This window comes from Aeromonas sp. R6-2, from assembly GCF_040908155.1.
GTDB lineage: Bacteria > Pseudomonadota > Gammaproteobacteria > Enterobacterales > Aeromonadaceae > Aeromonas > Aeromonas schubertii.
The window spans coordinates 23331-45848 of sequence record NZ_JBFODE010000006.1 but is presented as its reverse complement, the minus strand read 5'-3'; the positions used below and the strand labels follow the sequence as shown (position 1 = coordinate 45848).

Annotated in this window: 20 protein-coding genes; 4 read left to right on the top strand and 16 right to left on the bottom strand. The window is 62.2% G+C overall.

Going from position 1 to position 22518, the window contains the following annotated elements:
• Positions 1–30: 30 nt before the first annotated feature.
• The 8 genes from sucD to sdhC all read right to left on the bottom strand — a co-directional run bounded on the left by sucD (position 31) and on the right by sdhC (position 9517).
• Complete coding sequence (sucD, locus tag AB5Y48_RS00530) at positions 31–903, bottom strand: succinate--CoA ligase subunit alpha (RefSeq protein ID WP_042028888.1); 873 nt, start codon at positions 901–903, stop codon at positions 31–33.
• Positions 903–2069, bottom strand: a complete 1167-nt coding sequence (sucC, locus tag AB5Y48_RS00525; RefSeq protein WP_050664811.1) for an ADP-forming succinate--CoA ligase subunit beta — start codon at positions 2067–2069, stop codon at positions 903–905. Before sucC ends, sucD begins: the two co-directional genes overlap by 1 nt.
• A 92-nt stretch (positions 2070–2161) precedes the next feature.
• Positions 2162–3343: a 2-oxoglutarate dehydrogenase complex dihydrolipoyllysine-residue succinyltransferase gene (gene odhB / locus AB5Y48_RS00520; protein ID WP_050664810.1), complete on the bottom strand. Its 1182-nt coding sequence runs from the start codon at positions 3341–3343 to the stop codon at positions 2162–2164.
• Positions 3344–3375: 32 nt separating this feature from the next.
• Positions 3376–6186: a 2-oxoglutarate dehydrogenase E1 component gene (gene sucA / locus AB5Y48_RS00515; RefSeq protein ID WP_224163442.1), complete on the bottom strand. Its 2811-nt coding sequence runs from the start codon at positions 6184–6186 to the stop codon at positions 3376–3378.
• Between the two features lie 106 nt (positions 6187–6292).
• Entirely contained in the window at positions 6293–7009 is a 717-nt protein-coding gene (locus AB5Y48_RS00510) for a succinate dehydrogenase iron-sulfur subunit (protein ID WP_050664808.1), read from the bottom strand.
• 17 nt (positions 7010–7026) lie between these two features.
• Positions 7027–8793, bottom strand: a complete 1767-nt coding sequence (gene sdhA, locus AB5Y48_RS00505; protein WP_060586025.1) for a succinate dehydrogenase flavoprotein subunit — start codon at positions 8791–8793, stop codon at positions 7027–7029.
• On the bottom strand, positions 8790–9134 hold the full coding sequence (sdhD, locus tag AB5Y48_RS00500; protein ID WP_005358676.1) for a succinate dehydrogenase, hydrophobic membrane anchor protein: 345 nt from the start codon (positions 9132–9134) through the stop codon (positions 8790–8792). The genes sdhA and sdhD overlap by 4 nt, the downstream gene beginning before the upstream one ends.
• A complete protein-coding gene (gene sdhC / locus AB5Y48_RS00495) occupies positions 9128–9517 on the bottom strand; it encodes a succinate dehydrogenase cytochrome b556 subunit (RefSeq protein ID WP_050664806.1) in 390 nt (129 codons plus the stop codon). Before sdhC ends, sdhD begins: the two co-directional genes overlap by 7 nt.
• 436 nt (positions 9518–9953) lie before the next feature.
• Between sdhC and AB5Y48_RS00490 the strand changes: the two genes are divergently transcribed.
• The 3 genes from AB5Y48_RS00490 to AB5Y48_RS00480 all read left to right on the top strand — a co-directional run bounded on the left by AB5Y48_RS00490 (position 9954) and on the right by AB5Y48_RS00480 (position 12633).
• On the top strand, positions 9954–11240 hold the full coding sequence (locus AB5Y48_RS00490) for a citrate synthase (RefSeq protein ID WP_050664805.1): 1287 nt from the start codon (positions 9954–9956) through the stop codon (positions 11238–11240).
• Positions 11241–11324: 84 nt separating this feature from the next.
• On the top strand, positions 11325–11636 hold the full coding sequence (locus AB5Y48_RS00485) for a DUF4377 domain-containing protein (protein WP_082177858.1): 312 nt from the start codon (positions 11325–11327) through the stop codon (positions 11634–11636).
• Between the two features lie 19 nt (positions 11637–11655).
• Complete coding sequence (locus AB5Y48_RS00480; protein ID WP_368163417.1) at positions 11656–12633, top strand: MDR family oxidoreductase; 978 nt, start codon at positions 11656–11658, stop codon at positions 12631–12633.
• A 47-nt stretch (positions 12634–12680) separates the two neighbouring features.
• Here AB5Y48_RS00480 and AB5Y48_RS00475 read toward each other — a convergent pair whose 3' ends face one another.
• The 7 genes from AB5Y48_RS00475 to AB5Y48_RS00445 form a co-directional block, all read right to left on the bottom strand.
• Positions 12681–13688, bottom strand: a complete 1008-nt coding sequence (locus tag AB5Y48_RS00475; protein ID WP_368163416.1) for a S66 peptidase family protein — start codon at positions 13686–13688, stop codon at positions 12681–12683.
• Positions 13689–13752: 64 nt separating this feature from the next.
• Complete coding sequence (locus AB5Y48_RS00470) at positions 13753–14070, bottom strand: heavy metal-binding domain-containing protein (protein WP_050664801.1); 318 nt, start codon at positions 14068–14070, stop codon at positions 13753–13755.
• A gap of 129 nt (positions 14071–14199) precedes the next feature.
• The gene (locus AB5Y48_RS00465) at positions 14200–15492 is read right to left on the bottom strand and encodes an NAD(P)/FAD-dependent oxidoreductase (protein ID WP_050664800.1); all 1293 of its coding nucleotides are present in this window, start codon (positions 15490–15492) and stop codon (positions 14200–14202) included.
• A gap of 79 nt (positions 15493–15571) precedes the next feature.
• Positions 15572–16111, bottom strand: a complete 540-nt coding sequence (ycfP, locus tag AB5Y48_RS00460; protein ID WP_005358656.1) for an alpha/beta hydrolase YcfP — start codon at positions 16109–16111, stop codon at positions 15572–15574.
• Positions 16112–16149: 38 nt separating this feature from the next.
• Positions 16150–17994, bottom strand: coding sequence for a M3 family oligoendopeptidase (locus AB5Y48_RS00455; protein WP_368163414.1), 1845 nt, complete (start codon positions 17992–17994; stop codon positions 16150–16152).
• A gap of 48 nt (positions 17995–18042) precedes the next feature.
• The gene (locus AB5Y48_RS00450; RefSeq protein WP_368163412.1) at positions 18043–19821 is read right to left on the bottom strand and encodes a M3 family oligoendopeptidase; all 1779 of its coding nucleotides are present in this window, start codon (positions 19819–19821) and stop codon (positions 18043–18045) included.
• A gap of 117 nt (positions 19822–19938) precedes the next feature.
• Positions 19939–20847 (bottom strand): DUF808 domain-containing protein, encoded by a 909-nt coding sequence (locus tag AB5Y48_RS00445; RefSeq protein WP_050664798.1) that lies wholly within the window; start codon positions 20845–20847, stop codon positions 19939–19941.
• A 129-nt stretch (positions 20848–20976) separates the two neighbouring features.
• Here AB5Y48_RS00445 and AB5Y48_RS00440 point away from each other — a divergent pair, with 129 nt between their 5' ends.
• A complete protein-coding gene (locus AB5Y48_RS00440; protein ID WP_050664797.1) occupies positions 20977–21567 on the top strand; it encodes a DUF924 family protein in 591 nt (196 codons plus the stop codon).
• 40 nt (positions 21568–21607) lie between these two features.
• On the opposite strand, the gene secF is transcribed toward AB5Y48_RS00440, so the two are convergent.
• Positions 21608–22516, bottom strand: coding sequence for a protein translocase subunit SecF (gene secF, locus AB5Y48_RS00435; RefSeq protein ID WP_060586011.1), 909 nt, complete (start codon positions 22514–22516; stop codon positions 21608–21610).
• Positions 22517–22518 lie beyond the last annotated feature (2 nt).

Sequence of the window (22518 nt, the reverse complement as noted above, 5' to 3'; positions counted from 1 at the left end):
CAGGGGCGGCATACTCAGACCTGGAGCAAGTTACCAACCGGTCACTTCGCGCAGGGCCTTGCCGATATCGGCCAGGGAGCGCACGGTTTTGACACCGGCATCTTCCAGAGCGGCAAACTTCTCGGCGGCAGTCCCCTTACCACCGGAGATGATGGCACCGGCGTGGCCCATACGCTTGCCGGGAGGCGCGGTGACCCCCGCGATATAGGAGACCACCGGCTTGGTGACGTGGGCCTTGATGTAGGCCGCCGCGTCTTCCTCGGCGTTACCGCCGATCTCGCCGATCATGACGATCGCTTCGGTCTGCGGATCGTTTTGGAACATCTCCAGGATGTCGATGAAGTTGGAGCCCGGGATGGGGTCACCACCGATACCGACACAGGTCGACTGGCCAAAACCTTCGTCGGTGGTCTGCTTGACCGCTTCGTAGGTCAGGGTGCCGGAGCGCGACACGATGCCCACCTTGCCCGGCTTGTGGATGTGGCCAGGCATGATGCCGATCTTGCACTCACCCGGGGTGATGACGCCCGGGCAGTTGGGCCCTATCATGCGCACGCCGGTTTCCTGCAGCTTCACCTTCACATCCAGCATGTCCAGGGTCGGGATGCCTTCGGTGATGGTGACGATGAGCTTGATGCCGGCATCGATGGCTTCCAGGATGGCGTCCTTGCAAAACGGCGCCGGCACATAGATGACGGAGGCGGTGGCGCCGGTGGCTTCTACGGCGTCACGGACGGTGTTGAACACCGGCAGGCCCAGGTGGGTGGTGCCACCCTTGCCCGGGGAGACGCCGCCGACCATCTGGGTGCCGTAAGCGATGGCCTGTTCGGAGTGGAAGGTACCCTGGCCGCCGGTAAAGCCCTGGCAGATCACCTTGGTATCTTTGTTGATCAGAACGCTCATCAGTTGGCCTCCGCTGCTTTAACGACTTGCTGCGCGGCATCGGTCAGACTCTTGGCCGCAATGATGTTGAGGCCACTCTCGGCCAGCTTGATACCGCCCAGCTCGGCGTTGTTGCCTTCAAGGCGAACCACCACGGGGACCTTGACCCCCACTTCCTTCACGGCACCTATGATGCCTTCGGCGATCATGTCACAGCGCACGATACCGCCGAAGATATTGACCAGCACGGCTTTGACGTTGCTGTCGGAGAGGATGATCTTGAACGCCTCGGTCACGCGCTCCTTGGTGGCGCCACCGCCGACGTCCAGGAAGTTGGCGGGAGAGCCGCCGTGCAGATTGACGATGTCCATGGTACCCATGGCCAGACCCGCACCGTTGACCATGCAGCCGATGTTGCCATCCAGCGCCACGTAGTTCAGCTCCCATTGGGCGGCGTGCGCTTCGCGGGGGTCATCCTGGGAGGGATCATGCATCTCGCGCAGCTTGGGCTGGCGATAGAGGGCGTTGGCGTCGATGTTGATCTTGCCGTCCAGGCAGTGCAGGTTGCCCTTGTCGGTGATGACGAGGGGGTTGATTTCCAGCAATGCGAAGTCGCAATCCAGGAACATCTGGCCCAGGCCCATGAAGATCTTGGTGAACTGCTTGATCTGATCGCCCACCAGACCCAGCTTGAAGGCCAGCTCGCGAGCCTGGTAAGGCTGTGGGCCCACCAGGGGATCCAGCGTCGCCTTGTGAATGAGCTCCGGGGTTTCGTGGGCGACTTTCTCAATCTCCACGCCACCCTCGGTCGAGGCCATGAAGACCACACGGCGGGTGCCACGGTCGACCACGGCGCCCAGATAGAGCTCTTTGGCGATGTCGGTGCAGGACTCGACCAGGATCTTGGTGACCGGCTGACCGTTGGCGTCGGTCTGGTAGGTCACCAGGTTCTTGCCAAGCCACTGCTGGGCGAAGGCACGGATCTCGTCCTTGCTCTTGGCCAGCTTGACGCCACCAGCCTTGCCACGGCCACCGGCGTGGACCTGGCATTTGACGACCCAGGTATTGCCGCCAATCTTGTCGGCAGCCTCGGCGGCTTCTTGCGGGGTAGCGCAGGCGTAGCCTTCGGAGACCGGCAGGCCATATTCGGCAAACAGCTGTTTTGCCTGATACTCATGCAGATTCATAGATGCTCTATCCGTATTTGTAGGTATTTCCGTATGGGGTGTTTCTCAATCCCCGTGAAGGGGGCCTTGGCGGCCCCTCATTATCGTTGTGCTCACACGTCCAGCAGCAGGCGGGTCGGATCTTCCAGCAGCTCCTTGATGGAGACCAGGAAGCCGACCGACTCGCGACCGTCGATGAGACGGTGATCGTAGGAGAGGGCCAGGTACATCATCGGCAGGATTTCCACCTTGCCGTCGACGGCCATGGGCCTGTCCTGGATCTTGTGCATGCCCAGGATGGCGCTCTGGGGCGGGTTGATGATGGGGGTCGACATCAGAGAGCCAAACACGCCGCCGTTGGTGATGGTGAAGTTGCCACCGGTCAGCTCCTCGACGGTCAACTTGCCGTCGCGGCCCTTGCCCGCCAGCTCCTTGATGGCCTTCTCGATGTCGGCCAGGCTCAGCACGTCGGCATCGCGCAGCACCGGAGTCACCAGTCCACGGGGGGTGGAGACGGCGATGCTCACGTCGAAGTAGTTGTGGTAGACGATATCGTCCCCGTCGATGGAGGCATTCACCTCGGGATAGCGCTTGAGCGCTTCCACCACGGCCTTGACGTAGAAGGACATGAAGCCGAGCTTGATGCCATGGCGCTTCTCGAAGATCTCGCCATACTGCTTGCGCAGCTCCATGATGGGTTTCATGTTGACCTCGTTGAAGGTGGTCAGCATGGCCGTGGTGTTCTTGGCCTCGAGCAGGCGCTCGGCAATACGCTTGCGCAGACGGGTCATGGGCACGCGCTTCTGACTGCGGCCGGCCAGGGGGGCAACCGTCGCGGTCGCGGCCGCGACCGGCGCGGGGGCCGCTGCCGGCTTGTCACCACCCTTGATGAAGGCTTCCACGTCTTCCTTGGTGATACGACCGCCCTTGCCGCTGCCACTCACCTTGCTCACATCGATGCCGTGCTCGGCCACCAGACGACGGACCGAAGGGCTCAGGGCCTCATCGCTCTCGACCGGCTCGGCCGGTTTGGCCTTGGTCTCTTCCCCTGCCACGGCGGCCGGGTTGATCTTGGCGATCAGCTGGCGGGCCAGCACGGTAGCTCCCTCCCCTTCGAGGATCTCGGCCAGCACACCGGAGTCCGGCGCCGGCACTTCCAGTACCACCTTGTCAGTTTCGATGTCCACCAGGACCTCGTCACGGGTCACCATGTCACCGGGCTTCTTGTGCCAGGTGGCGATGGTGGCATCGGCCACAGATTCCGGCAGGTCGGGCACCTTGATATCGATAGTCATCTTGCTTGATTCCTTTTACTTCTTCCTGTGGCTTAGGCCAGGGTCAGGGCGTCATCTACCAACGCCTTCTGCTGTTTCATATGAACCGAGATATAACCCACCGCCGGTGAGGCGGAGGCGGGACGGCCAGCATAGTTAAGAGTGGCACCAGCGGGCAGCACGCCGTCGTAGTGGTGACGGGTGCTATACCAGGCGCCCTGGTTTTGCGGCTCTTCCTGACACCATACGAAATCGGTGACGTGGGCATAGTCGGCCAGGATGGCGCGCACTTCCGCCTCCGGGAAGGGGTAGAGCTGCTCAATCCGCACCAGGGCCACATCCTTCTGCTCGGCCTTGCGACGGGCTTCGAGCAGGTCGTAGTAGACCTTGCCAGAGCAGAACACCACCCGCTTGACCGCTTTCGGATCCAGAGGATCGACCTCGCCGATGGCATTTTGGAAGGTGCCTTCGGCCAGCTCGTCGAGCTTGCTCACCGCCAGGGGGTGGCGCAGCAGAGACTTGGGCGACATCACGATGAGCGGACGGCGCATCGGACGCACGACCTGACGACGCAGCATATGGAACACCTGTGCCGGGGTCGAGGGCACCACCACCTGCATGTTGTGCTGGGCACACATCTGCAGATAGCGCTCGAGACGGGCGGAGGAGTGCTCGGGACCCTGGCCCTCATAACCGTGGGGCAGCAGCATGGTCAGGCCGCACATACGCCCCCACTTCTGCTCACCGGAGGAGAGGAACTGATCCACGACCACCTGGGCACAGTTGGCGAAGTCACCAAACTGGGCCTCCCAAATGGTGAGACCAGCCGGCTCGGCGCTGGCGTAACCGTATTCGAACGCGAGTACCGCATTCTCGGTCAGCACAGAGTCATAGACTTCGAACGGCCCCTGCTTCTCGTGAATGTTGCAAAGCGGGGTATAGGTGCTGCCGTCACTCTGGCTATGCAGCACGGCGTGACGGTGGAAGAAGGTGCCACGACCCGAGTCTTCCCCGGTAAAGCGAATACGGGATCCCTTGTCCACCAGGGTGGCGTAAGCCAGGGTCTCGGCGAAGCCCCAGTCGACCAGCTTCTCACCGGCGGCCATCAGGCGGCGGTCTTCATAGATCTTTTCGACCTGGCGCTGCAGCACATGCGAGGCAGGATACTGGGTCACCCGCTCGCCGAGGCGCTTGAGGGTCTCCATGGGGACCTTATGGTCGTAGGCCATATCCCAGCTGTGACCGAGATAAGGGGTCCAGTCGACCGAGTGCTGCTCCATGGGGCGCCACTCGTTGACCACACGCTCACCCCGATCCAGGGCGTCGCGGTAGTCGTTGACCATGGCGGTGGCTGCCTCCTGGTTCAGGGCCCCCTCAGCCACCAGCTGATCGGCGTAGATCTTGCGCGGCGTCGGGTGCTGCTTGATCTTCTGATACATCAAGGGCTGGGTGGCGTTGGGTTCGTCGGCCTCGTTGTGGCCGTGACGGCGATAGCAGACCAACTCGATCACCACGTCACGCTTGAAGGTGTTGCGGTAATCCAGGGCAATCTGGGTTACCAGTACCACGGCCTCCGGGTCATCCCCGTTGACGTGCAGCACCGGCGCCTGCACCGCCTTGGCGATGTCGGTACAGTATTCGGTGGAGCGCAGATCCTTGTGGTAGGAGGTGGTGAAACCTACCTGGTTGTTGATGACGATGCGCACTGTCCCGCCGACGCCATAGGCACGGGTGAGGGACATGTTGAAGGTCTCGGCCACCACCCCCTGACCCGCGATGGCGGAGTCACCGTGGATGGTGATGGGCAACACACTGGAGCCATCCTTGTCACCGCGACGATCCATACGGGCACGGACCGAGCCGATGACCACAGGGTTGACGATTTCGAGATGAGAGGGGTTGAACGCCAGCGCCAGGTGGACGTTGCCACCCGGGGTGGCGAAGTCGGAGGAGAAGCCCATGTGGTACTTCACGTCCCCCGTGCCCCAGGACTCACCGTGCTTGCCGGCAAATTCATCAAACAGCTCCTGGGCGCGTTTGCCCAGCACGTTGATGAGCACGTTGAGGCGGCCACGGTGGGCCATACCGATCACGGCCTCTTTGCAACCCTGCTCACCGGCGCGGCGAATCAGTTCTTTGAGCATGGGCACCATGGCATCGCCCCCTTCCAGGGAGAAACGCTTGGCACCGGGGAACTTGGCCCCCAGATATTTTTCCAGCCCTTCGGCGGCGGTCAGGCTCTCGAGGAAACGGGTCTTCTCCTCGAGGGTGTAGCTCCCCTTCCCTTCGATAGACTCGAGCCTCTGCTGCAACCAGCGCTTCTCCTCGGTCGAGGTGATGTGCATGTAGTCGGCGCCTATGCTGCCGCAGTAGGTCTTCTTGAGGGAGGAGACGATATCGGAGAGCACCATGGTCTCACGGCCAATGGCGTAGGAGCCCACGTTGAAGGTGGCGTCGAGATCGGCCCCCTGCAGGTTGTGGAACGCCGGATCCAGCTCGGCAACGGTGTCACGCTGCCAGAGACCAAGCGGATCCAGGTTGGCATTCTGGTGACCACGGAAGCGGTAGGCATTGATGAGTTGCAGGACGCGAACCTGCTTGGCATCCACCTCGGGGTCAGAGACGGGCGCACTGAAGCGGGAGGTATCCTTGGCGAGGCGACGGAAGTAATCCTTGACGCGGGAGTGGGGTTGTTCGACTGCATGGCCATTGACCTGAGGGAGCCCCGCAAACAGGGTGCGCCACTCGTCGGCAACGGAGTCGGGATTTTCGAGGAAGGATTCGTACAAATCCTCAATGTAGCTTGCATTCGCACCAGCCAGGTGAGATGACTCCAACCAGGCCTTCATCACGCCGTTATGCATTTCGATCCCTTGTACTTCTTCTCTGTCTAGCAGCTTGTAGGGTGTAACAGATAGCCATCCTACACGGCGGATGGCTATCCGGAGGTTGGGCCAGAGCCCGTTGGGCTTACACGGCCCGATTCAGGAGCATCGACTTGATATGGCCGATGGCCTTGGTCGGGTTAAGGCCCTTGGGACAGACGTTCACGCAGTTCATGATGCCGTGGCAGCGGAAGACGCTGAAGGCGTCGTCCAGATTGCCCAGACGCTCGGCAGTGGCGCTGTCGCGGCTGTCGGCGAGCCAGCGATAGGCGGCCAGGAGGCCGGCAGGACCGATGAACTTGTCCGGATTCCACCAGAAGGAGGGGCAAGAGGTGGAGCAGCAGGCACAGAGTATGCACTCGTACAGACCGTCCAGCTTGGCGCGCTCTTCGGGGGATTGCAGGTGCTCACGCACGGGCGGTTGTTTATCGTTGTTGATGAGGAAGGGCTTGACCTTCTCCCACTGGGTATAGAACTGGGTCATGTCGATGACCAGATCCCGGATGACCGGCAGGCCTGGCAGCGGCCGGATCACCACCTTCTCCCCCTTGCCGAGCAGATCGGAGAGCGGGGTGATACAGGCCAGGCCATTCTTGCCGTTCATGTTGATACCGTCGGAACCACAGACCCCTTCACGGCAGGAGCGCCGGAAGGCGATGGTGGGATCCTGCTCCTTGAGCAGGATCAGGGCATCGAGCACCATCATGTCGGAACCTTCAGGAATATCAAGATGATAATCCTTCATGTGCGGTGCGTTATCAATATCCGGGTTGTAGCGATAGACCGAGAATGTGACTTTCATTTGGGGCTGCTCCGCAATCAGTAGGTCCGGACCTTGGGCGGGAACGCCTCACGGGTCTTGGGCGTCATGTTGACGCTGCGCGTGGTCATGGACTCGGTGTCCGGATGATAGAGGCTGTGGCACAGCCAGTTGGCATCATCACGGTCCGGATAGTCGAAGCGGCAGTGGGCCCCACGGCTCTCGGTGCGGAAGTTGGCTGCCACGGCGGTCGCAAACGCGGTCTCCATCAGGTTATCCAGCTCCAGGCACTCGATGCGCTGGGTGTTGAACTCCCTGGAGGTGTCGTCCAGGCGGGCAGACTTGAGGCGCTCGCGGATGACCTTAAGCTCTTCGAGCCCCTCGGCCATCGCCTTGCCTTCCCGGAACACGGAGAAGTTGTTCTGCATGCAGCGCTGCAGGTCTTTGCGGATCTGCACCGGATCTTCGCCACTGCGGGTGTTCTCCCAGCGGTTGAAGCGGGCCAGGGCGGCATCCAGATCAGACTCGGAGGCCTCGCGGCCATGCTCCATCTCGCCCAGGGTATTGACCAGGTGCATGCCGGCGGCACGACCGAAGACCACCAGATCCAGCAGCGAGTTGCCGCCCAGACGGTTGGCGCCGTGCACCGACACACAGGCGATCTCGCCCACTGCAAACAGGCCGACCACGGGGACGTCGTTGCCGTCCTTGTCCTGGGTCAGGCACTGGCCGTTCACGTTGGTCGGCACGCCGCCCATCATGTAGTGGCAGGTCGGGATGATGGGGATGGGCTCCTTGACCGGATCCACGTGGGCAAAGGTACGGGATAGCTCGCAGATGCCCGGCAGGCGGGATTCGAGCACGTCCTTACCCAGGTGATCGAGCTTGAGCTTGATGTGCGGGCCCCAGGGACCGTCGCAGCCGCGCCCTTCGCGGATCTCGATCATGATGGAGCGGGCGACTACGTCGCGGCCGGCCAGATCCTTGGCATTCGGCGCATAACGCTCCATGAAGCGCTCGCCGTCCTTGTTGAGCAGATAGCCGCCTTCACCACGGCACCCTTCGGTCACCAGTACCCCTGCCCCGGCGATGCCGGTCGGGTGGAACTGCCACATCTCCATGTCTTGTACACCGACACCGGCACGCAGGGCCATGCCGACGCCGTCACCGGTATTGATGTGGGCGTTGGTGGTGGACTGGTAGATACGACCGGCGCCGCCGGTGGCCAGCACGGTGGCCTTGGCCTTGAAGTAGACGACCTCACCGCTCTCCATGTCGATGGCGGTGCAGCCGACCACGTGCCCATCCTGGTTCTTTACCAGATCCAGGGCATACCACTCGGAGAAGACGGTGGTCTGGTTCTTGACGTTCTGCTGGTACAAGGTGTGCAGCAGGGCGTGACCGGTCCGGTCGGCAGCGGCTGCGGTACGGGCCGCCTGCTCACCACCGAAGTTCTTGGACTGGCCGCCAAACGGGCGCTGATAGACGCGACCGTTATCGAAACGGGAGAAGGGCAGCCCCATGTTCTCGAGCTCGAGAATGGCGGCCGGGCCCGTCTTGCACATGTATTCGATAGCGTCCTGATCCCCGATGTAGTCGGAGCCCTTGACGGTATCGTACATGTGCCACTCCCAGTTATCGTCGTGGGCGTTGCCCAAGGCGACCGTAATACCACCCTGGGCGGACACGGTATGGGAGCGGGTCGGGAAAACCTTGGAAAGCAGTGCACAGCTCTTGCCGGACTGGGCGATCTGCAGGGCGGCGCGCATACCGGCGCCGCCGGCGCCGATCACGACGGCGTCAAACTCACGAACAGGAATCATCATACCCCCCACAACACGACGAAGCCGGTCATCAGATAGGCCAGCAGAACCACTACCACCACAAATTGCAGGGCACCGCGCAGACCAACCGGCTTGATGTAGTCAGTCAGCACCTGCCACAGGCCGATCCAGGCGTGGATCAGCACGCTCAGCAGAGCCAACAGGGTGAACACCCGGGTAAAGGTGGAGGCGAAGAACTCACCCCACACCTCATAGGTGATGTCGTTAAAGGCGATGAAACCCACCAGATAGAGGGTATAGAAGGTCATGATGAGGGCGGTGGCGCGGATCAGGATGAAATCGTGAACGCCGCTGCGCCCGAAGGTTGCAGAATTGGTTACCATACCAGCACTCCCGCCAGCACAGCCAGAACAGCGGTAATCACAAAGGCCACACGGGCACTCTGGTTGCCGGATTCCAGCTCTTCACAATAGCCAAGATCCATGATCAGGTGACGGATACCACCGACGATGTGGTAAGCCAGCGCGGTCAGGATCCCCCAGACCACCAGCTTGACCAGGAAGTTGTCCAGAATGGACATCACCTGCTCGAAGCCTTCCGGCGAGGAGAGTGAAGTACCAAGCATCCACAGCAGGATGGAGAGGGCCACGAAGGTGATGACCCCAGACACCCGATGCAGGATGGATGCGATGGCAGTGACAGGAAAGCTGATCGTTTGCAGGTCGAGGTTGACCGGTCTCTCTTTCTTTTTCACGGCTTTGCCCACTCAGCTCCATTGAGCACGTTAGTTATTGTTTTGACAATCGCTGATGGGCGTTGGGCGGGTTTGTAAGGCTTTTGTAACTAAACTGCGTCATAAAGCCAAAATCCAGCAGATTGGGTGTATCCCAGAGTTTCCGAAAGCGTTTCAAACACCGACGTCCATCACCCACGAGCGGCAGTATATCGGCGCTGTTAACCAATGACAATCAAATGCCTACACACTTTTACAAAAACCGCAAACCAGATCCCATAACCGATTTCACACTTCATTAACCAACAATCAGCAAAATTGACAATGAAGGGGGGTTCTGGTTCAAATAGGGCACTCCAAACCGCCCGGTTGCCCTGGCAGGGTGTTTCACCCTTTGCCAGTATCCCTTCTCTCGGGATAGAGTGGGGCTTGGACACAAAATATAAATAAAGAGCAAAGGAGACGTGCTATGGCTGATAAGATAGCCACCCTGCATCTACCCGGTCAGGATCCGGTTGAACTACCCATCCTTTCCGGATCCATCGGACCCGACGTGATCGACGTGCGCAAGCTCGGCGCCCACGGTTACTTCACGTTCGACCCCGGCTTTATGGCCACCGGCTCCTGCAAGTCGGCTATCACCTATATCGACGGTGATCAAGGGGTTCTGCTGCATCGCGGCTACCCCATCGCCGAGCTGGCCAAGGAGTCGAGCTACCTCGAAGTCTGCTACATCCTGCTTTACGGTGAGGCCCCCACCAAGGCCCAGTTTGCCGAATTCCAGCGCACCGTGACCCGTCATACCATGGTGCACGAGCAGATCGCCTTCTTCTTCCGCGGCTTCCGTCGTGACTCCCACCCCATGGCCATCATGTGCGGTGTGGTCGGCGCCCTCTCCGCCTTCTACCACGATGCCCTCGACATCAACAACGAACAGCATCGCGAGATCTGCGCCTTCCGCCTGCTCTCCAAGATGCCGACCCTGGCGGCCATGTGTTACAAGTATTCCATCGGCCAGCCCTTCATGTATCCGCGCAACAACCTCTCCTACGCCGGTAACTTCCTGCACATGATGTTCGGTGTGCCGACCGAGGAGTACAAGGTCAACCCCGTGGTTGAACGCGCCATGGATCGCATCTTTACCCTGCATGCGGATCACGAGCAAAATGCCTCGACCTCAACGGTGCGTCTGGCCGGCTCTTCTGGCGCCAACCCGTTTGCCTGTATCGCCGCAGGGATCGCCTCCCTGTGGGGCCCGGCTCACGGTGGTGCCAACGAGGCCTGCCTGCGCATGCTCGAAGAGATCGGCTCTGTGGATCGCATCCCCGAGTACATCGCCCGGGCCAAGGACAAGAACGACTCGTTCCGTCTGATGGGCTTCGGTCACCGGGTCTACAAGAACTACGACCCCCGTGCCCAGGTGATGCGCGAGACCTGCCACGAAGTGCTGCAGGAGCTTCAGATCAAGGATCCGCTGCTGGATGTGGCCATGGAGCTGGAGCGTATCGCCCTCTCCGACCCCTACTTTGTCGAGAAGAAGCTCTACCCGAACGTGGATTTCTACTCCGGCATCATCATGAAGGCGATCGGCATCCCGATGAACATGTTCACCGTGCTCTTCGCCATCGCCCGTACCATCGGCTGGATTGCCCACTGGAACGAGTTCCACTCCGATCCGGACAGCAAGATCGGTCGTCCGCGCCAGCTCTATATCGGCGAGCCCCAGCGCGAATTCGTCCCCATCGATCAACGCTGATCACAGCGACAAGCCGGGGGCAGTCATTGACTGCCCCCTTTTTTTCGCGCTCTAATGACCCCCTTTCTCTCAGAAGGAGTCTTCATGAAATCCTCTCTGCTACTGGGTGCCCTGCTACTGGCAGGCTGTGCCCAAGGTCCCGCCAACAAGGTGATGGAAGTCAACAGTCAACTGGCCCACTGCGTCGGGGTCGCCCCCATGAAGTGCATGCAGGTGCGCGAGCAAGACGATGCGCCCTGGCAGCTCTTCTATCAGAAGATCGACGGCTTCGAGTTTGAGCCAGGCTACCGTTATCGACTCGAGGTGGCGGTCAGTCAGGTAGACAACCCGCCGGCCGACGGCTCCTCACTGCACTATCAACTGGTGCGAGTCATCGATAAACAACCGGTGCGCTAAGCACCCGGAGAGCCCCTTCATGCGTTGCATTCTCATCGACAAACCCGAAGGACACTATCAGGCCAACCTGAGCCAGGTGGACGAGCACGCCCTGCCCGAAGGCAATGTCACCGTCGCGGTGCACAGCTCAACCCTCAACTACAAGGATGCCCTGGCCATCACGGGGCGCGGCCCCGTGGTGCGCAGCTTTCCCATGGTGCCGGGGATCGATCTCGCCGGTGTGGTGACCCACAGCGATCACCCCGCCTACCGGGTGGGTGATAGGGTTCTGCTCAACGGCTGGGGGGTGGGCGAGAAGCACTGGGGAGCCCTGGCCGAGCAGTGTCGACTAAACGGAGACTGGCTGATCCCGCTGCCAGAGGAGCTCACCGCCCACGACGCCATGGCCATCGGCACCGCCGGCTACACCGCCATGCTCTGCGTCATGGCCCTGCAAGAAGCCGGCATTCGCCCCCAGGCAGGTCCTGTGCTGGTCACTGGCGCCAGCGGCGGCGTCGGCAGCTTTGCGGTGGCCCTGCTCGCGCGCAAGGGGTATGAGGTGGTGGCCTCCACCGGCAAGCAGGAGGAGGCGGAATATCTCAAGGCGCTGGGGGCGAGCGAGGTGATCGATCGCAAGGCGCTGAGCGAGCCGGGCAAGCCGCTGGCCCGCGAGTGCTGGGCGGCCGCCATCGACACGGTCGGCAGCCATACCCTGGCCAACGTCTGCGCCGGCTTGCACTACGGTGGCGCCGTGGCCGCCTGCGGCATGGCCCAGGGGCTCGACCTGCCCGCCTCGGTCGCCCCCTTTATTCTGCGTGGGGTACGCCTCATCGGGGTCGACAGCGTCATGTGCCCGCGGGATCGCCGCATCCTGGCCTGGGAGAAGCTCTCACGCCTGGTAGACGGTGAACTCCTTGGCCTCATCGCCCGGGATATCACCCTGGATCAGGTGATAGAGACAGCCCACGCCCTGATGGCGGGCAAGCTCAGAGGTCGCGTCGTGGTCAATATCGCCTGACTCTGTCGCACTTGACTCTCGGGCCCGCCACTGTGCGGGCCCGCTCGTTACTGCCACCAGGGCTCCTGCAGGGTCAGGGTGGCGCGATCCACATCCAGCTCGGCCTGTACGCCGATGGGCAGGGTCAGCATGGGGTGGGTATGGGCGCAGTCAAACTCCGCCAGAATGGGGAAGGTTGGCACTCCCACCACCTCGAGCAGGATATCGAGGGGCCGCTTGCCGCTGCCCTGACTGTCGAACTGCTCGTGCTTGCCCAGCACCAGCCCGCCAATTCGGTCGAACACGCCACATAGCTTGAGGTGTGCAAACGACCGCTCTACCACCTCGGCACTCTTGAGGCAATCTTCGATAAAGAGGATGTTCCCGGCCTCGATGGCCGGCATATAGGGGGAGCCCCAGAGTCCCGCCATGGTGTTGAGATTGCCACCGATAAGGCGTCCGCTCACCCTCCCCCGTCCCACGCTCACCAGTTGGTTATCCAGGCACGACTTGGGCCGGCTCTGGCTCTCCCAGTCGAGACGCTCATCGCTCCACTCGGTCGGGGTTGGCAGCACATGCGGAGCGCAGCCACTGACGCAGAGGCGCGAGAAGTAATCGAAGGTACGTCCCACCAGGGGCTCGAGCTCACCGAAGGAGGCCACCAGGGCCGGGCCGTAGAAGGTGACCAACCCGGTCTTGGCGTGGATCCCGAGCAGCAGGGCGGTCACGTCCGAATAACCGATGACTATCTTGGGATCGCGCTTTAGCGCCTCGTAATCGAGGTACGGCAGCAGGGAGTTGGAGTTGTGACCACCGATGACCGACATGATGGCCCGTACTTCGGGATCGCGGATGAGGGTATTGAGCTCTTCGGCACGCTCGGCGATAGAGCCCGAGCGCCAGTGGTCCCGCTTGCCGGTCAGAGAGCCGGCCCTTAGCCTGAACCCCTTTCCCTCGAGAAACGTACGCGCCCGCTCGAAGCGGGTCGGCGCCCAGGCCGTGGCCGCACTCGAGGGGGAAAAAAAACCGATGGTCTGCCCGGGCCTGAGCAGAGGGGGAAGAAGAAGTGGGGGCATGCACGCTCCATGAAACAGATCCATGCCCCTACCCTACCCGCATTGTGCCTGCGGGAACAAGAAGTTAGACGACGACGGCGGTGCCGCTGATGCTCACCATCAGCATACTGCCGTTTTGGCCCACCACCTCATAGTCCATATCGATGCCGACTACGGCGTTGGCCCCCAGGGCGGCGGCGCGATCTTTGAGCTCCTGGAAGGCGATCTCCCGGGCCCGGGCCAACTCTTTTTCATAGGCACCGGAGCGGCCGCCGATGATATCGCGGATCCCGGCAAACAGATCCTTGAAGACGTTGGCGCCGAGGATGGCTTCACCCACCACGATGCCGCGGTACTCGCGAATGGTCTTGCCTTCCAGGGTGGGGGTCGTTGAGAGGATCATGATGGCTCCTTGAGTGAAAACAGGTTTCAGACTACCTCAAAGCCCCTGCACGGAACACCCCGGGCCGGCGCAAGAGCGCCCAAAAGAAAGGAGAGGCACTGGCCTCTCCTTGCTGATCACCCTGCCCCCTTAGTGGAGCTTCAGGGTCGGGCGCAGTACCCGGTTGATGCGGCCCACAAGCATGATAAGGCCGGTCTTGATGTAGCCATGCAGGGCGATCTGGTGCATCCGGTAGAGGGAGATGTAGACCAGGCGGGCGATATAGCCCTCCACCATCATGGAGCCGCGCATCAGGTTGCCCATCAGGCTGCCCACGGTGGAGAAGCGGCTCAAGGATACCAGCGAGCCGTGGTCATGGTAGAGGTAGGGCTTGAGCTCGCCACCGTTCATCATGGCCAGGATGTTCTTGAACGCCTGGGTTGCCATCTGGTGGGCGGATTGGGCGCGCGGCGGCACGAACTTGCCATCCGGCTGCGGGCAGGCGGCGCAGTCACCGATAACGAAGATATGATCGTCGCGGGTGCTCTGCAGGGTCTCTTTCACCACCAGCTGGTTGATGCGGTTGGTCTCAAGCCCGGCGATATCCTTCATAAAGTCCGGCGCCTTGATACCGGCCGCCCACACCATGAGATCCGCTTCAATCAGCTCGCCATCCTTGGTGTGCAACCCCTCGGCCGTGGCCTCGGTGATCATGGTGCCGGTGCGCACGTCCACACCCAGCTTGACCAACTCCTGATGGGCGGCGCCACTGATGCGCTCCGGCAGGGCCGGCAGGATGCGGGGGCCCGCCTCCACCAGGGTCACCTTGAGGCTGTCGGTGGTCAGGTTTTTAAAGCCATAGGCATAGAGCTGCTCCACGGCATTATAGAGCTCGGCAGAGAGCTCGACGCCGGTGGCACCGCCGCCCACGATGGCGATCTTGACCGTGTCACCGGGCTTGTACTCGGTGGCGAACTGCAAGAAGCGGTTCATCATCTTGTTGTGGAAGCGGTGAGCCTGGGAGGGGCTGTCGAGGAAGATGCAGTGATCCTTGATCCCCTTGGTGTTGAAGTCATTGGAGACTGAGCCGATGGCCATCACCAGATAGTCATAGGGGAGCTCGCGCTCGTGGACCACCACCTCACCCTTGTCATCGACGATGGGCGCCAGCACGATGCGCTTCTCGTCACGCCTGATGTCGGTCAGGGTGCCGAGTTGGAAGTCGAAACCGTGGTTCTTGGCGTGAGACTGATAGCTCAGGGCATCGATGCCCGCATCCATGGAGCCGGTGGCCACCTCGTGCAGCAGGGGCTTCCAGAGGTGGGTGCGGTTGCGATCGACCAGGGTTACCTTGGCCTTGTTCTTCTTGCCCAGCTTGCGGCCCAGACTGGTCGCGAGCTCGAGACCGCCGGCACCACCACCTACGACGACGATATTAATCATGTTGTTTTTCCTAACGTTTCTCTAAATGCAAAAAGGGGAGCCCGAGGCTCCCCAAAGTCGAATCGTGCGTGATATGGGATCAGGCCTCCTTGAAGGCCTTCATCCGCTGCAGATGATGCGAGATGTTCTTGAACTTGTGAGTCTCTCGCTCATCCCAGACGATGTCGTAATAGTTCTTCAGTTCACGTTCAGTGTCCCGATTATCTCGCACTTCGTCCTGGACTGAAAGGATGCACAGGCAGTTTCCTGAATTTTTATTACGAAATTCAGTTACACACTTGGTGGCGATGTCCACATACTCCTCGGGACGCTCGATCTTCCCCTGCATGTTCTCCTCCGGATGGAGGTTGGGGTTGAAGATCACCTGACGAATGCCGCACAGAAAACCGATCCGCTCGCTCCAGTAGCCGCCGAGGCCAACCCCGCAGATGAGGGGCTTGGGATCGGAACTCATGTCGAGCTGTTTTTTCACCTCCTTGAGGAGGTGGCTCATGTCGTGACGGGGATGCACTGTGCTGTAGTGCACGAAGCGCACATCGTCGTCGATATACTGCAGCTGCAGTACCTTCTCATGGTTGCCCGGGCTGGTTGCGTCAAACCCATGCAGATAGATGATCATCGCTTGCTTCCTTACTTCTGGCAGTGCATCCGTCGACCCTACCCCAGGGACGACGACTCCTGCCACTGCCGATTGATACTTTCTTGCTTTGGATCACCAAAAGCCGGGCACAAACGGGCCATCTCGGCGACCAGTCGGACCACTTCCCCCAGGCTTTGGCGCCAGAAGCCGGGGCCATCGAGACTCACATCCAGATGGCGTCTGGCCAAGGTTTCGACACTCATCACGCCACTGTCGCGCAGCAGGGCGCGATAACGGGGGACAAAAGACGCCCCCCACTGTTCGCGCCTGGCCAGCAACCCCAGACTAAACAGGTAGCCAAACAGATAGGGGTAGTTGTAAAAACCCAGGGCCGGATTGGCAAAGTGTCCCTTGCTGGCCCACAGCCGGGTATCAGCCCCCCGGGTCGTCCCCTGGTACCAGCGTTGCCAACTCGATGTCATCAGGCGGTCAAGCTCGGCGGCATCGAGTGACCCACGGCGACGCCCGGCCACCAGGGCACACTCAAACTCGAAGCGCACCGGAATATTGAGCAAGAAGGTGACGGCGCTCCGGGAGGCCTGCCACAGGATGGCGAGGCGTTCATCATCGCCGTCACAACGAGCCAGCAGCGCCTCGCGCACCAGGGTTTCGCCCATGATGGAGGCACTCTCGGCCAGGGTCATGGGATAGGCACGCTGACACAGCGGAAGGTCGCGCACCAGCCAGTTGTGCCAGGCGTGGCCGAGCTCATGGGCCAGGGTCAGGACGCTGGCAGGGGTGCCACTGAAGTTGACAAAGACCCTCGGCTCGGCGGGCCGGGCAAACTTGGTGCAATAGGCACCGCTGCTGCGTCCGGCGCCCGGTCCGATGTCGATCCATCCCCGCTCGGCCGCCATCCGGGCAAACGCCCCCATCTCGGGGTCGAGCCTGGCAAACGCGTCGGCGATAAGCCCTATCGCCTCGGCAAAGGTATGGTGCATCCGGCTTGGTACAGGGGGGGGAGCCTGGAGATCGGCCATGGGCATGCGCTCATGACCGAGCCTGCGGGCCATCAGGGTGAGCAACTGCTGCCCCAGGCCACGGTACTCGTAGGCTGTGGCCATCAGGGTATCGAGGGTGGTGCGCGCTATGTGCCCCTGATGGCAGGCGAGATCCAGGGGCTCGAGCCGCCTGACGGCCCCCCGCTGACGCAGCAGCTCGAGGCGCCACCCCTGAATGGCGCACAAGATAGCGGCCACCGTCTCTGCCTCACGGCCCCAGGCCTGAGCGATCCCCTGCCAGGCCTCCCGGCGGCGATCAGGGTCCTGACTCTCGAGCTCGGACATCGCCTCGGCCAGCCCCAGGGACTGGCCGGACAACGCCACCCTGAGCCGGGCCGCCAGGTCACGATAGAGGGCTCCCCAGGGGTGTGCCCCGTCGAGCCCCGTCACCAGTTGCTCTCCTTGCAGCGGGAGCCGCTGATCCGCGAGCGCCCGCAACCGCTCCAGGCGAAAACACTCCTCCCCAAGCAGGGGCTCTGCCATCAGTCGTTCGAACGACGCCTGTGGCAACGACAACCAGAACGCCTCTACCGGCGCCAGGGTCTTGAAAAGATCCACGTTGAGGGCACGGGCGCGACTGGCAAGGTGCTGCGCCTTCCCATTCCCCCCCTCTTGGCTTAAGGCGCAGGCGGCGCGCACCGAAAGATTCCACCCCAGCTCACGGATCCCGGTCGCACGATGGCGGATCTGACTCAACAACTCGGCAAGGCGGTAAAGGGGCTGCGCCTTGCGCAGCTCATCCACCGCTTCGGCGAGGGGGACAAGCTCCCCCCGGGCCGCCGCCAGATCGGCCTGCGGCTGCTCATCGTCGAGGGAGGGGTAGAATCGGGAGAAGTCCCAACTGCCGACAGCGTGCGTCATGGGGTTACCGTTTAAGCAAATAAGTGGGGCGGCCATGCCGCCCCGGGATCACAAGAGCGACTCGAAGCGCTCGATCTGCCCCGCAACCAGGGAGAGGCTGGCACGCCAGAAGTCGGGGTGACCAATATCGGCCCCCAGGTGTTTTTGCACCAGGGCCTCGGCGCTCATGGCGCCGGTATCTTCCAGCAAGGCCCGATAACGGGCGGCAAAATCGCTGCCAAGGCGCGCGCGCTGGGCATAGACACCCAGGCTGAAGAGGTAACCAAACAGATAGGGGTAGTTGTAAAAGCCGAGTTCGGCGATAGAGAAGTGCCCCTTGCTGGCCCAGAAGAGATCATTGTGACGGCAGAGGGTATCCCCATACCAGCACTCCATCGCCCCTTGCATCAGCTCACGAAGCCGCTCGGCCCCCACGTGCCCCTGATGGCGGGCCGCGACCAGACGACACTCGAAGTCATAGCGGGACGGGATATCCACCAACATGGCGGCGGCGCTGTCGGCCTCCATCCAGGCGATGGCGCGGCGCTCCTCACGGCTCTGGGCCTGCCCCATCAGGGCCTCACGCACCAGGGTTTCGGCAAAAATGGAGGCGGTCTCGGCCAGGGTCATGGGGTAGTTGCGCAGCTCACGGCATTGATCGCGCAGCAGCCAGCTATGCCAGGCGTGCCCCAGCTCATGAGCCAGGGTGATGACGTTGTCCATGGTCCCTTCGAAGGTGATAAAGACCCGAGGCTCGGCGGGATCGGCATACTCGGTGCAGTAAGCACCGGTGCGGCGCCCCTCGGTGGGGTCGGCATCGATCCACCCCTTCTCGGCCATCATGCGGGCAAAGGCCCCCATCTCGGGATCGAAGCCGCCAAAGGCCTCGGCCACCAGCTCGATGGCCTCATCGAAGCCATAGTGGCGGGATTGTTCGGCCGGGGCCGGGGCATAGAGATCCCAGGGGCCAAAGTCGCTCACCCCATGCACCCTTGCCATGGCACGCAGGGCGCGCCGCCCCAGCTCCTTGTGCTCAAACGCCTGGGCCATCAGGGTATCCAGGGTCTCACGCTCGATGTGGGACTGATGGCAGGAGATCTCGAGGGCATCGAGCTGGCGCGCAGTGCCGCGCTGACGAGCCAGTTCGATGCGCCAGCCGTTGATGGCATTGAGAATGGCCGCCACCGTCTCCTGCTCAGAGCCCCAGGCCTGATAGATGCCGTGCCAGGCGTCGTAGCGGCGGGCACGCTCGGGGTGTGACAGTAGGTTGGCCGCCTGGGCCAGCCCCGTGGTCTCGTCACCGACCTGTACCTGCAGCTTGGCCACCAGGGTATCGTAGAGATTGCCCCAGGCCTGCAGCCCGTCGACCCCCAGCCCCTCGACCAGTTGCTCGCTCTCGAGGGAGAGCAGCTGATCCGAGAGGAGCCGCTGATGGGAAACGCGGTAAGCGAGGGTATGCAGGGCCGGATGAGCCAGCAGCTTGTCGACCAGGACCTGATCGGCCCGGGCCCAAAACAGCTCAACGGGTTTTTCGGCCATGGCAAGCTCGGCGTCAAGCTGCATGGCACGCGACAGCAGCTCGCGGGATGCGCTCTCTTTACCGTTGCGGCTCAGACGGTTATAGGCGTAGGTACCCAGGTTGGCGATGGCGTGGTGAAGGGAATCCCCCTGCTCACGCAGGGCGACAAGCCGCTCGGCCAGCATGGCCTCATCAGCGGCGACGAGTCCCTTGGCCGCCTCGGCCAGGGTGGCGATGCCTTCCCGGCAGTGGGCCAGAGTCCGGGCTACCTCGGGGGCGTCCGGGGCGGTGAAGATGTGCTCGTCACGCCAGATGGTCTGATAGGTCATGGGTTCTTCCTTGTTATGGTGTTTGCTTCCTGCGCCCGGGGTGGGCGGGTTGGTCAGTATGACGGGAGTGGCCAGCCTCTGCCACTCCCGAATGGCACTCTCCAGTACCGCTGAGGGTTAGCCGCGCAGGCGCCCGATGGCACTCATGGCCGCGACCAGCACCAGGCCGGCGACGACCCCGAAGAGGGCCGACAAGAGGCTCGGCACCAGGGCCGCGAGCAGGCCCGAGAGCGGCGCCAGGCTCTGGGCCACCCCTTCGATGAGATGGTGCAGGGGCGCCAGGCCGTGTACCAGTATGCCGCCCCCCACCATGAACATGGCGATGGTGCCCACCAGCGCCAGCAGATGCATCAGCTTGGGCGCCACCACCACCAGGGCGCGGCCCAGTGCCAGACGCGGCGCAGCCAGGGTTCCCCCCTCCCCCTTGTTGACCAGGTGCAGACCGATGTCGTCGAGCTTGACGATGAGCCCCACCAGGCCGTAGACCCCAATGGTCATCAGCACTGCGATCCCCGCCACCACGCTCACCTGTACCGGGAAGCTGCTTCCCTGGACCGTGCCCAGGGCGATGACGATGATCTCGGCCGAGAGGATAAAGTCGGTGCGAATGGCCCCCTTGACCTTCTCCTTCTCGTAGGCAACCAGATCGTCGGGAATGGGGTCGGCCGCGTGCTCATCCTGCGTCTCATGGCCAATAAACTTGTGAGCCAGCTTCTCGGCCCCCTCGAAGCAGAGGTAGGCGCCCCCCAGCATCAGCAGAGGCGTGATAAGCCAGGGAACCAGGGCGCTGATCAGCAGGGCGGCCGGCACCAGGATCAGCTTGTTGCGAAAGGAGCCCTTTGCCACCGCCCACACCACGGGCAGCTCACGCTCGGCGCGCACGCCGCTCACCTGCTCGGCATTGAGGGCGAGATCATCCCCCAGCACACCCGCCGTCTTCTTGGCGGCCACCTTGGTCATCAGGGCAACATCATCGAGCACGGCGGCGATATCATCGAGCAGTGCCAGCAAACTGGTTCCGGCCATCCGGATCACTCCAACTGTAAAAAAGAGGCAATAGTCTACCCCATGTGACCCGCACGGCAACCGCCATACACAGCATGGGGGGGCAAATGCTACCCTAGTGGGAAGTTCAACGGCTAAAAGGAGCCACCGATGGATCCATGGAATCCCCTGTTAGACACCTGGTTTGGTGAGCCGGCCGATGCCGCCACCCTGGCCCGGCGCCAGGCTGCACTCTGGTGGAGTAAGGATGAAGCGGTAGACAGGCAGCTCGCTGAGCGGTTTGGAGCGCTGCAGAGGCAAGCCGCAGAGGGGGAGCTGGACGACTGGTGCTGGCAACCGAGAAGCTGCCTCGCTTTGTTACTGCTGCTCGATCAGCTGCCGCGCAACACCTGCCGGGGGGAGCCTGCTGCGTTCGCCCAGGATGGCCGCGCCCAGCAGCTCTGCCTGGAGGGATTGGCCCACGGCCATGACACCCACCTCCTTCCCATTGAGCGCCTCTTTTTCTATCTGCCACTGGAGCATGCGGAGAGTCTGGAGCTGCAGGATCTCAGTGTCGCCCTGTTTGAACGCCTCTTTGAGCACCACCCCCACGCTCCGTTTGGGGATTACCTCGACTTTGCTCGCCGTCACCGGGATATCATCGCCCGTTTCGGCCGATTCCCTCATCGTAACGCCATCCTCGGCCGCGAAAGCAGCGAGAGCGAGCTGGCCTTTCTCGAAGAGCCGGGCTCCTCATTCTGACGGCGACGGGCAGAGGGTTTCCCCTCTGCCCGACCGGCCATCAGGCCCCCTCCGGGAGCACCATCTCCTTCTGATAAGCGGCAGGACTCAAGCCCAGCAGCTCCTGAACAGGGGTAGCGATGGTGATGGAGGAGAGAGTTCCGGTCAACACCCCTGCAAACAGGGTAAAGGCAAAGCCGTGCAGCGCCTCTCCGCCGAGCAGTAGCAGAGCCCCTACGGTAAACAGGGTGGTACCCGATGTGATCAGGGTGCGGCTGAAGGTCGCCACCACGGCCCGGTCGGTACACTCATGGATCGAGGGGGGCTGACGCGAGCAGAGGATATCCCGCAGCCTGTCCGAGATGACGATGCTGTCGTTGAGCGAATAGCCGATCACCGCCATCAGCCCGGCGATCACGTTGAGATCAAACTCGATCCCCAACATGGCGATCAGCCCCAGCGCCACCAGGGCATCGTGGGCTACCGAGGCGAGTACCCCCAGCGCCTGGCGCCACTCGAAGCGAAAGGCGAGATAGGCGCTGATAGCCAGCGACGCGGCCAGCAGGGCCAACATCCCCTGCTCCAGCAGCTCGGCCCCCACCTGGGGACCCACCTGGGTGGTGCGCAGCAATTCGACTGGCAGACCAAGCTGCTCGCCCAACATAACCCCGAGCTCCTGAGGGCTCCAGGCCAGGGCGTGCTCGGGCAACTTGATGAGCCACTCCCCCGGTGCGCCGGCCGAATGGAGCTCGATGGCCCCCTTTAACGGCGGCGTCAGCAAGGCATTGAGATCCTGAGCCGAGCGCAGGGTGTCGATGCGAAACTCCAGCAGGGAGCCGCCGGTGAAATCAAGCCCCATTTGTAGCCCGTGATGAGCCAGCAACCAGACACAGTAACCGGTGAGCAGCACAGAGATAAAGAGCCCCAGATAGCGCAGGCGCGTCAGATTGGCGATCAGACGGTTGATCATGA

What these genes read in the sequence shown, in the direction of transcription:
- sucD (WP_042028888.1), bottom strand. Translation starts at nt 903, where the DNA reads ATGAGCGTTCTGATCAACAAAGATACCAAGGTGATCTGCCAGGGCTTT.
- sucC (WP_050664811.1), bottom strand. Translation starts at nt 2,069, where the DNA reads ATGAATCTGCATGAGTATCAGGCAAAACAGCTGTTTGCCGAATATGGC.
- odhB (WP_050664810.1), bottom strand. Translation starts at nt 3,343, where the DNA reads ATGACTATCGATATCAAGGTGCCCGACCTGCCGGAATCTGTGGCCGAT.
- sucA (WP_224163442.1), bottom strand. Translation starts at nt 6,186, where the DNA reads ATGCATAACGGCGTGATGAAGGCCTGGTTGGAGTCATCTCACCTGGCT.
- AB5Y48_RS00510 (WP_050664808.1), bottom strand. Translation starts at nt 7,009, where the DNA reads ATGAAAGTCACATTCTCGGTCTATCGCTACAACCCGGATATTGATAAC.
- sdhA (WP_060586025.1), bottom strand. Translation starts at nt 8,793, where the DNA reads ATGATGATTCCTGTTCGTGAGTTTGACGCCGTCGTGATCGGCGCCGGC.
- sdhD (WP_005358676.1), bottom strand. Translation starts at nt 9,134, where the DNA reads ATGGTAACCAATTCTGCAACCTTCGGGCGCAGCGGCGTTCACGATTTC.
- AB5Y48_RS00490 (WP_050664805.1), top strand. Translation starts at nt 9,954, where the DNA reads ATGGCTGATAAGATAGCCACCCTGCATCTACCCGGTCAGGATCCGGTT.
- AB5Y48_RS00485 (WP_082177858.1), top strand. Translation starts at nt 11,325, where the DNA reads ATGAAATCCTCTCTGCTACTGGGTGCCCTGCTACTGGCAGGCTGTGCC.
- AB5Y48_RS00480 (WP_368163417.1), top strand. Translation starts at nt 11,656, where the DNA reads ATGCGTTGCATTCTCATCGACAAACCCGAAGGACACTATCAGGCCAAC.
- AB5Y48_RS00475 (WP_368163416.1), bottom strand. Translation starts at nt 13,688, where the DNA reads ATGCCCCCACTTCTTCTTCCCCCTCTGCTCAGGCCCGGGCAGACCATC.
- AB5Y48_RS00470 (WP_050664801.1), bottom strand. Translation starts at nt 14,070, where the DNA reads ATGATCCTCTCAACGACCCCCACCCTGGAAGGCAAGACCATTCGCGAG.
- AB5Y48_RS00465 (WP_050664800.1), bottom strand. Translation starts at nt 15,492, where the DNA reads ATGATTAATATCGTCGTCGTAGGTGGTGGTGCCGGCGGTCTCGAGCTC.
- ycfP (WP_005358656.1), bottom strand. Translation starts at nt 16,111, where the DNA reads ATGATCATCTATCTGCATGGGTTTGACGCAACCAGCCCGGGCAACCAT.
- AB5Y48_RS00455 (WP_368163414.1), bottom strand. Translation starts at nt 17,994, where the DNA reads ATGACGCACGCTGTCGGCAGTTGGGACTTCTCCCGATTCTACCCCTCC.
- AB5Y48_RS00450 (WP_368163412.1), bottom strand. Translation starts at nt 19,821, where the DNA reads ATGACCTATCAGACCATCTGGCGTGACGAGCACATCTTCACCGCCCCG.
- AB5Y48_RS00445 (WP_050664798.1), bottom strand. Translation starts at nt 20,847, where the DNA reads ATGGCCGGAACCAGTTTGCTGGCACTGCTCGATGATATCGCCGCCGTG.
- AB5Y48_RS00440 (WP_050664797.1), top strand. Translation starts at nt 20,977, where the DNA reads ATGGATCCATGGAATCCCCTGTTAGACACCTGGTTTGGTGAGCCGGCC.
- secF (WP_060586011.1), bottom strand. Translation starts at nt 22,516, where the DNA reads ATGATCAACCGTCTGATCGCCAATCTGACGCGCCTGCGCTATCTGGGG.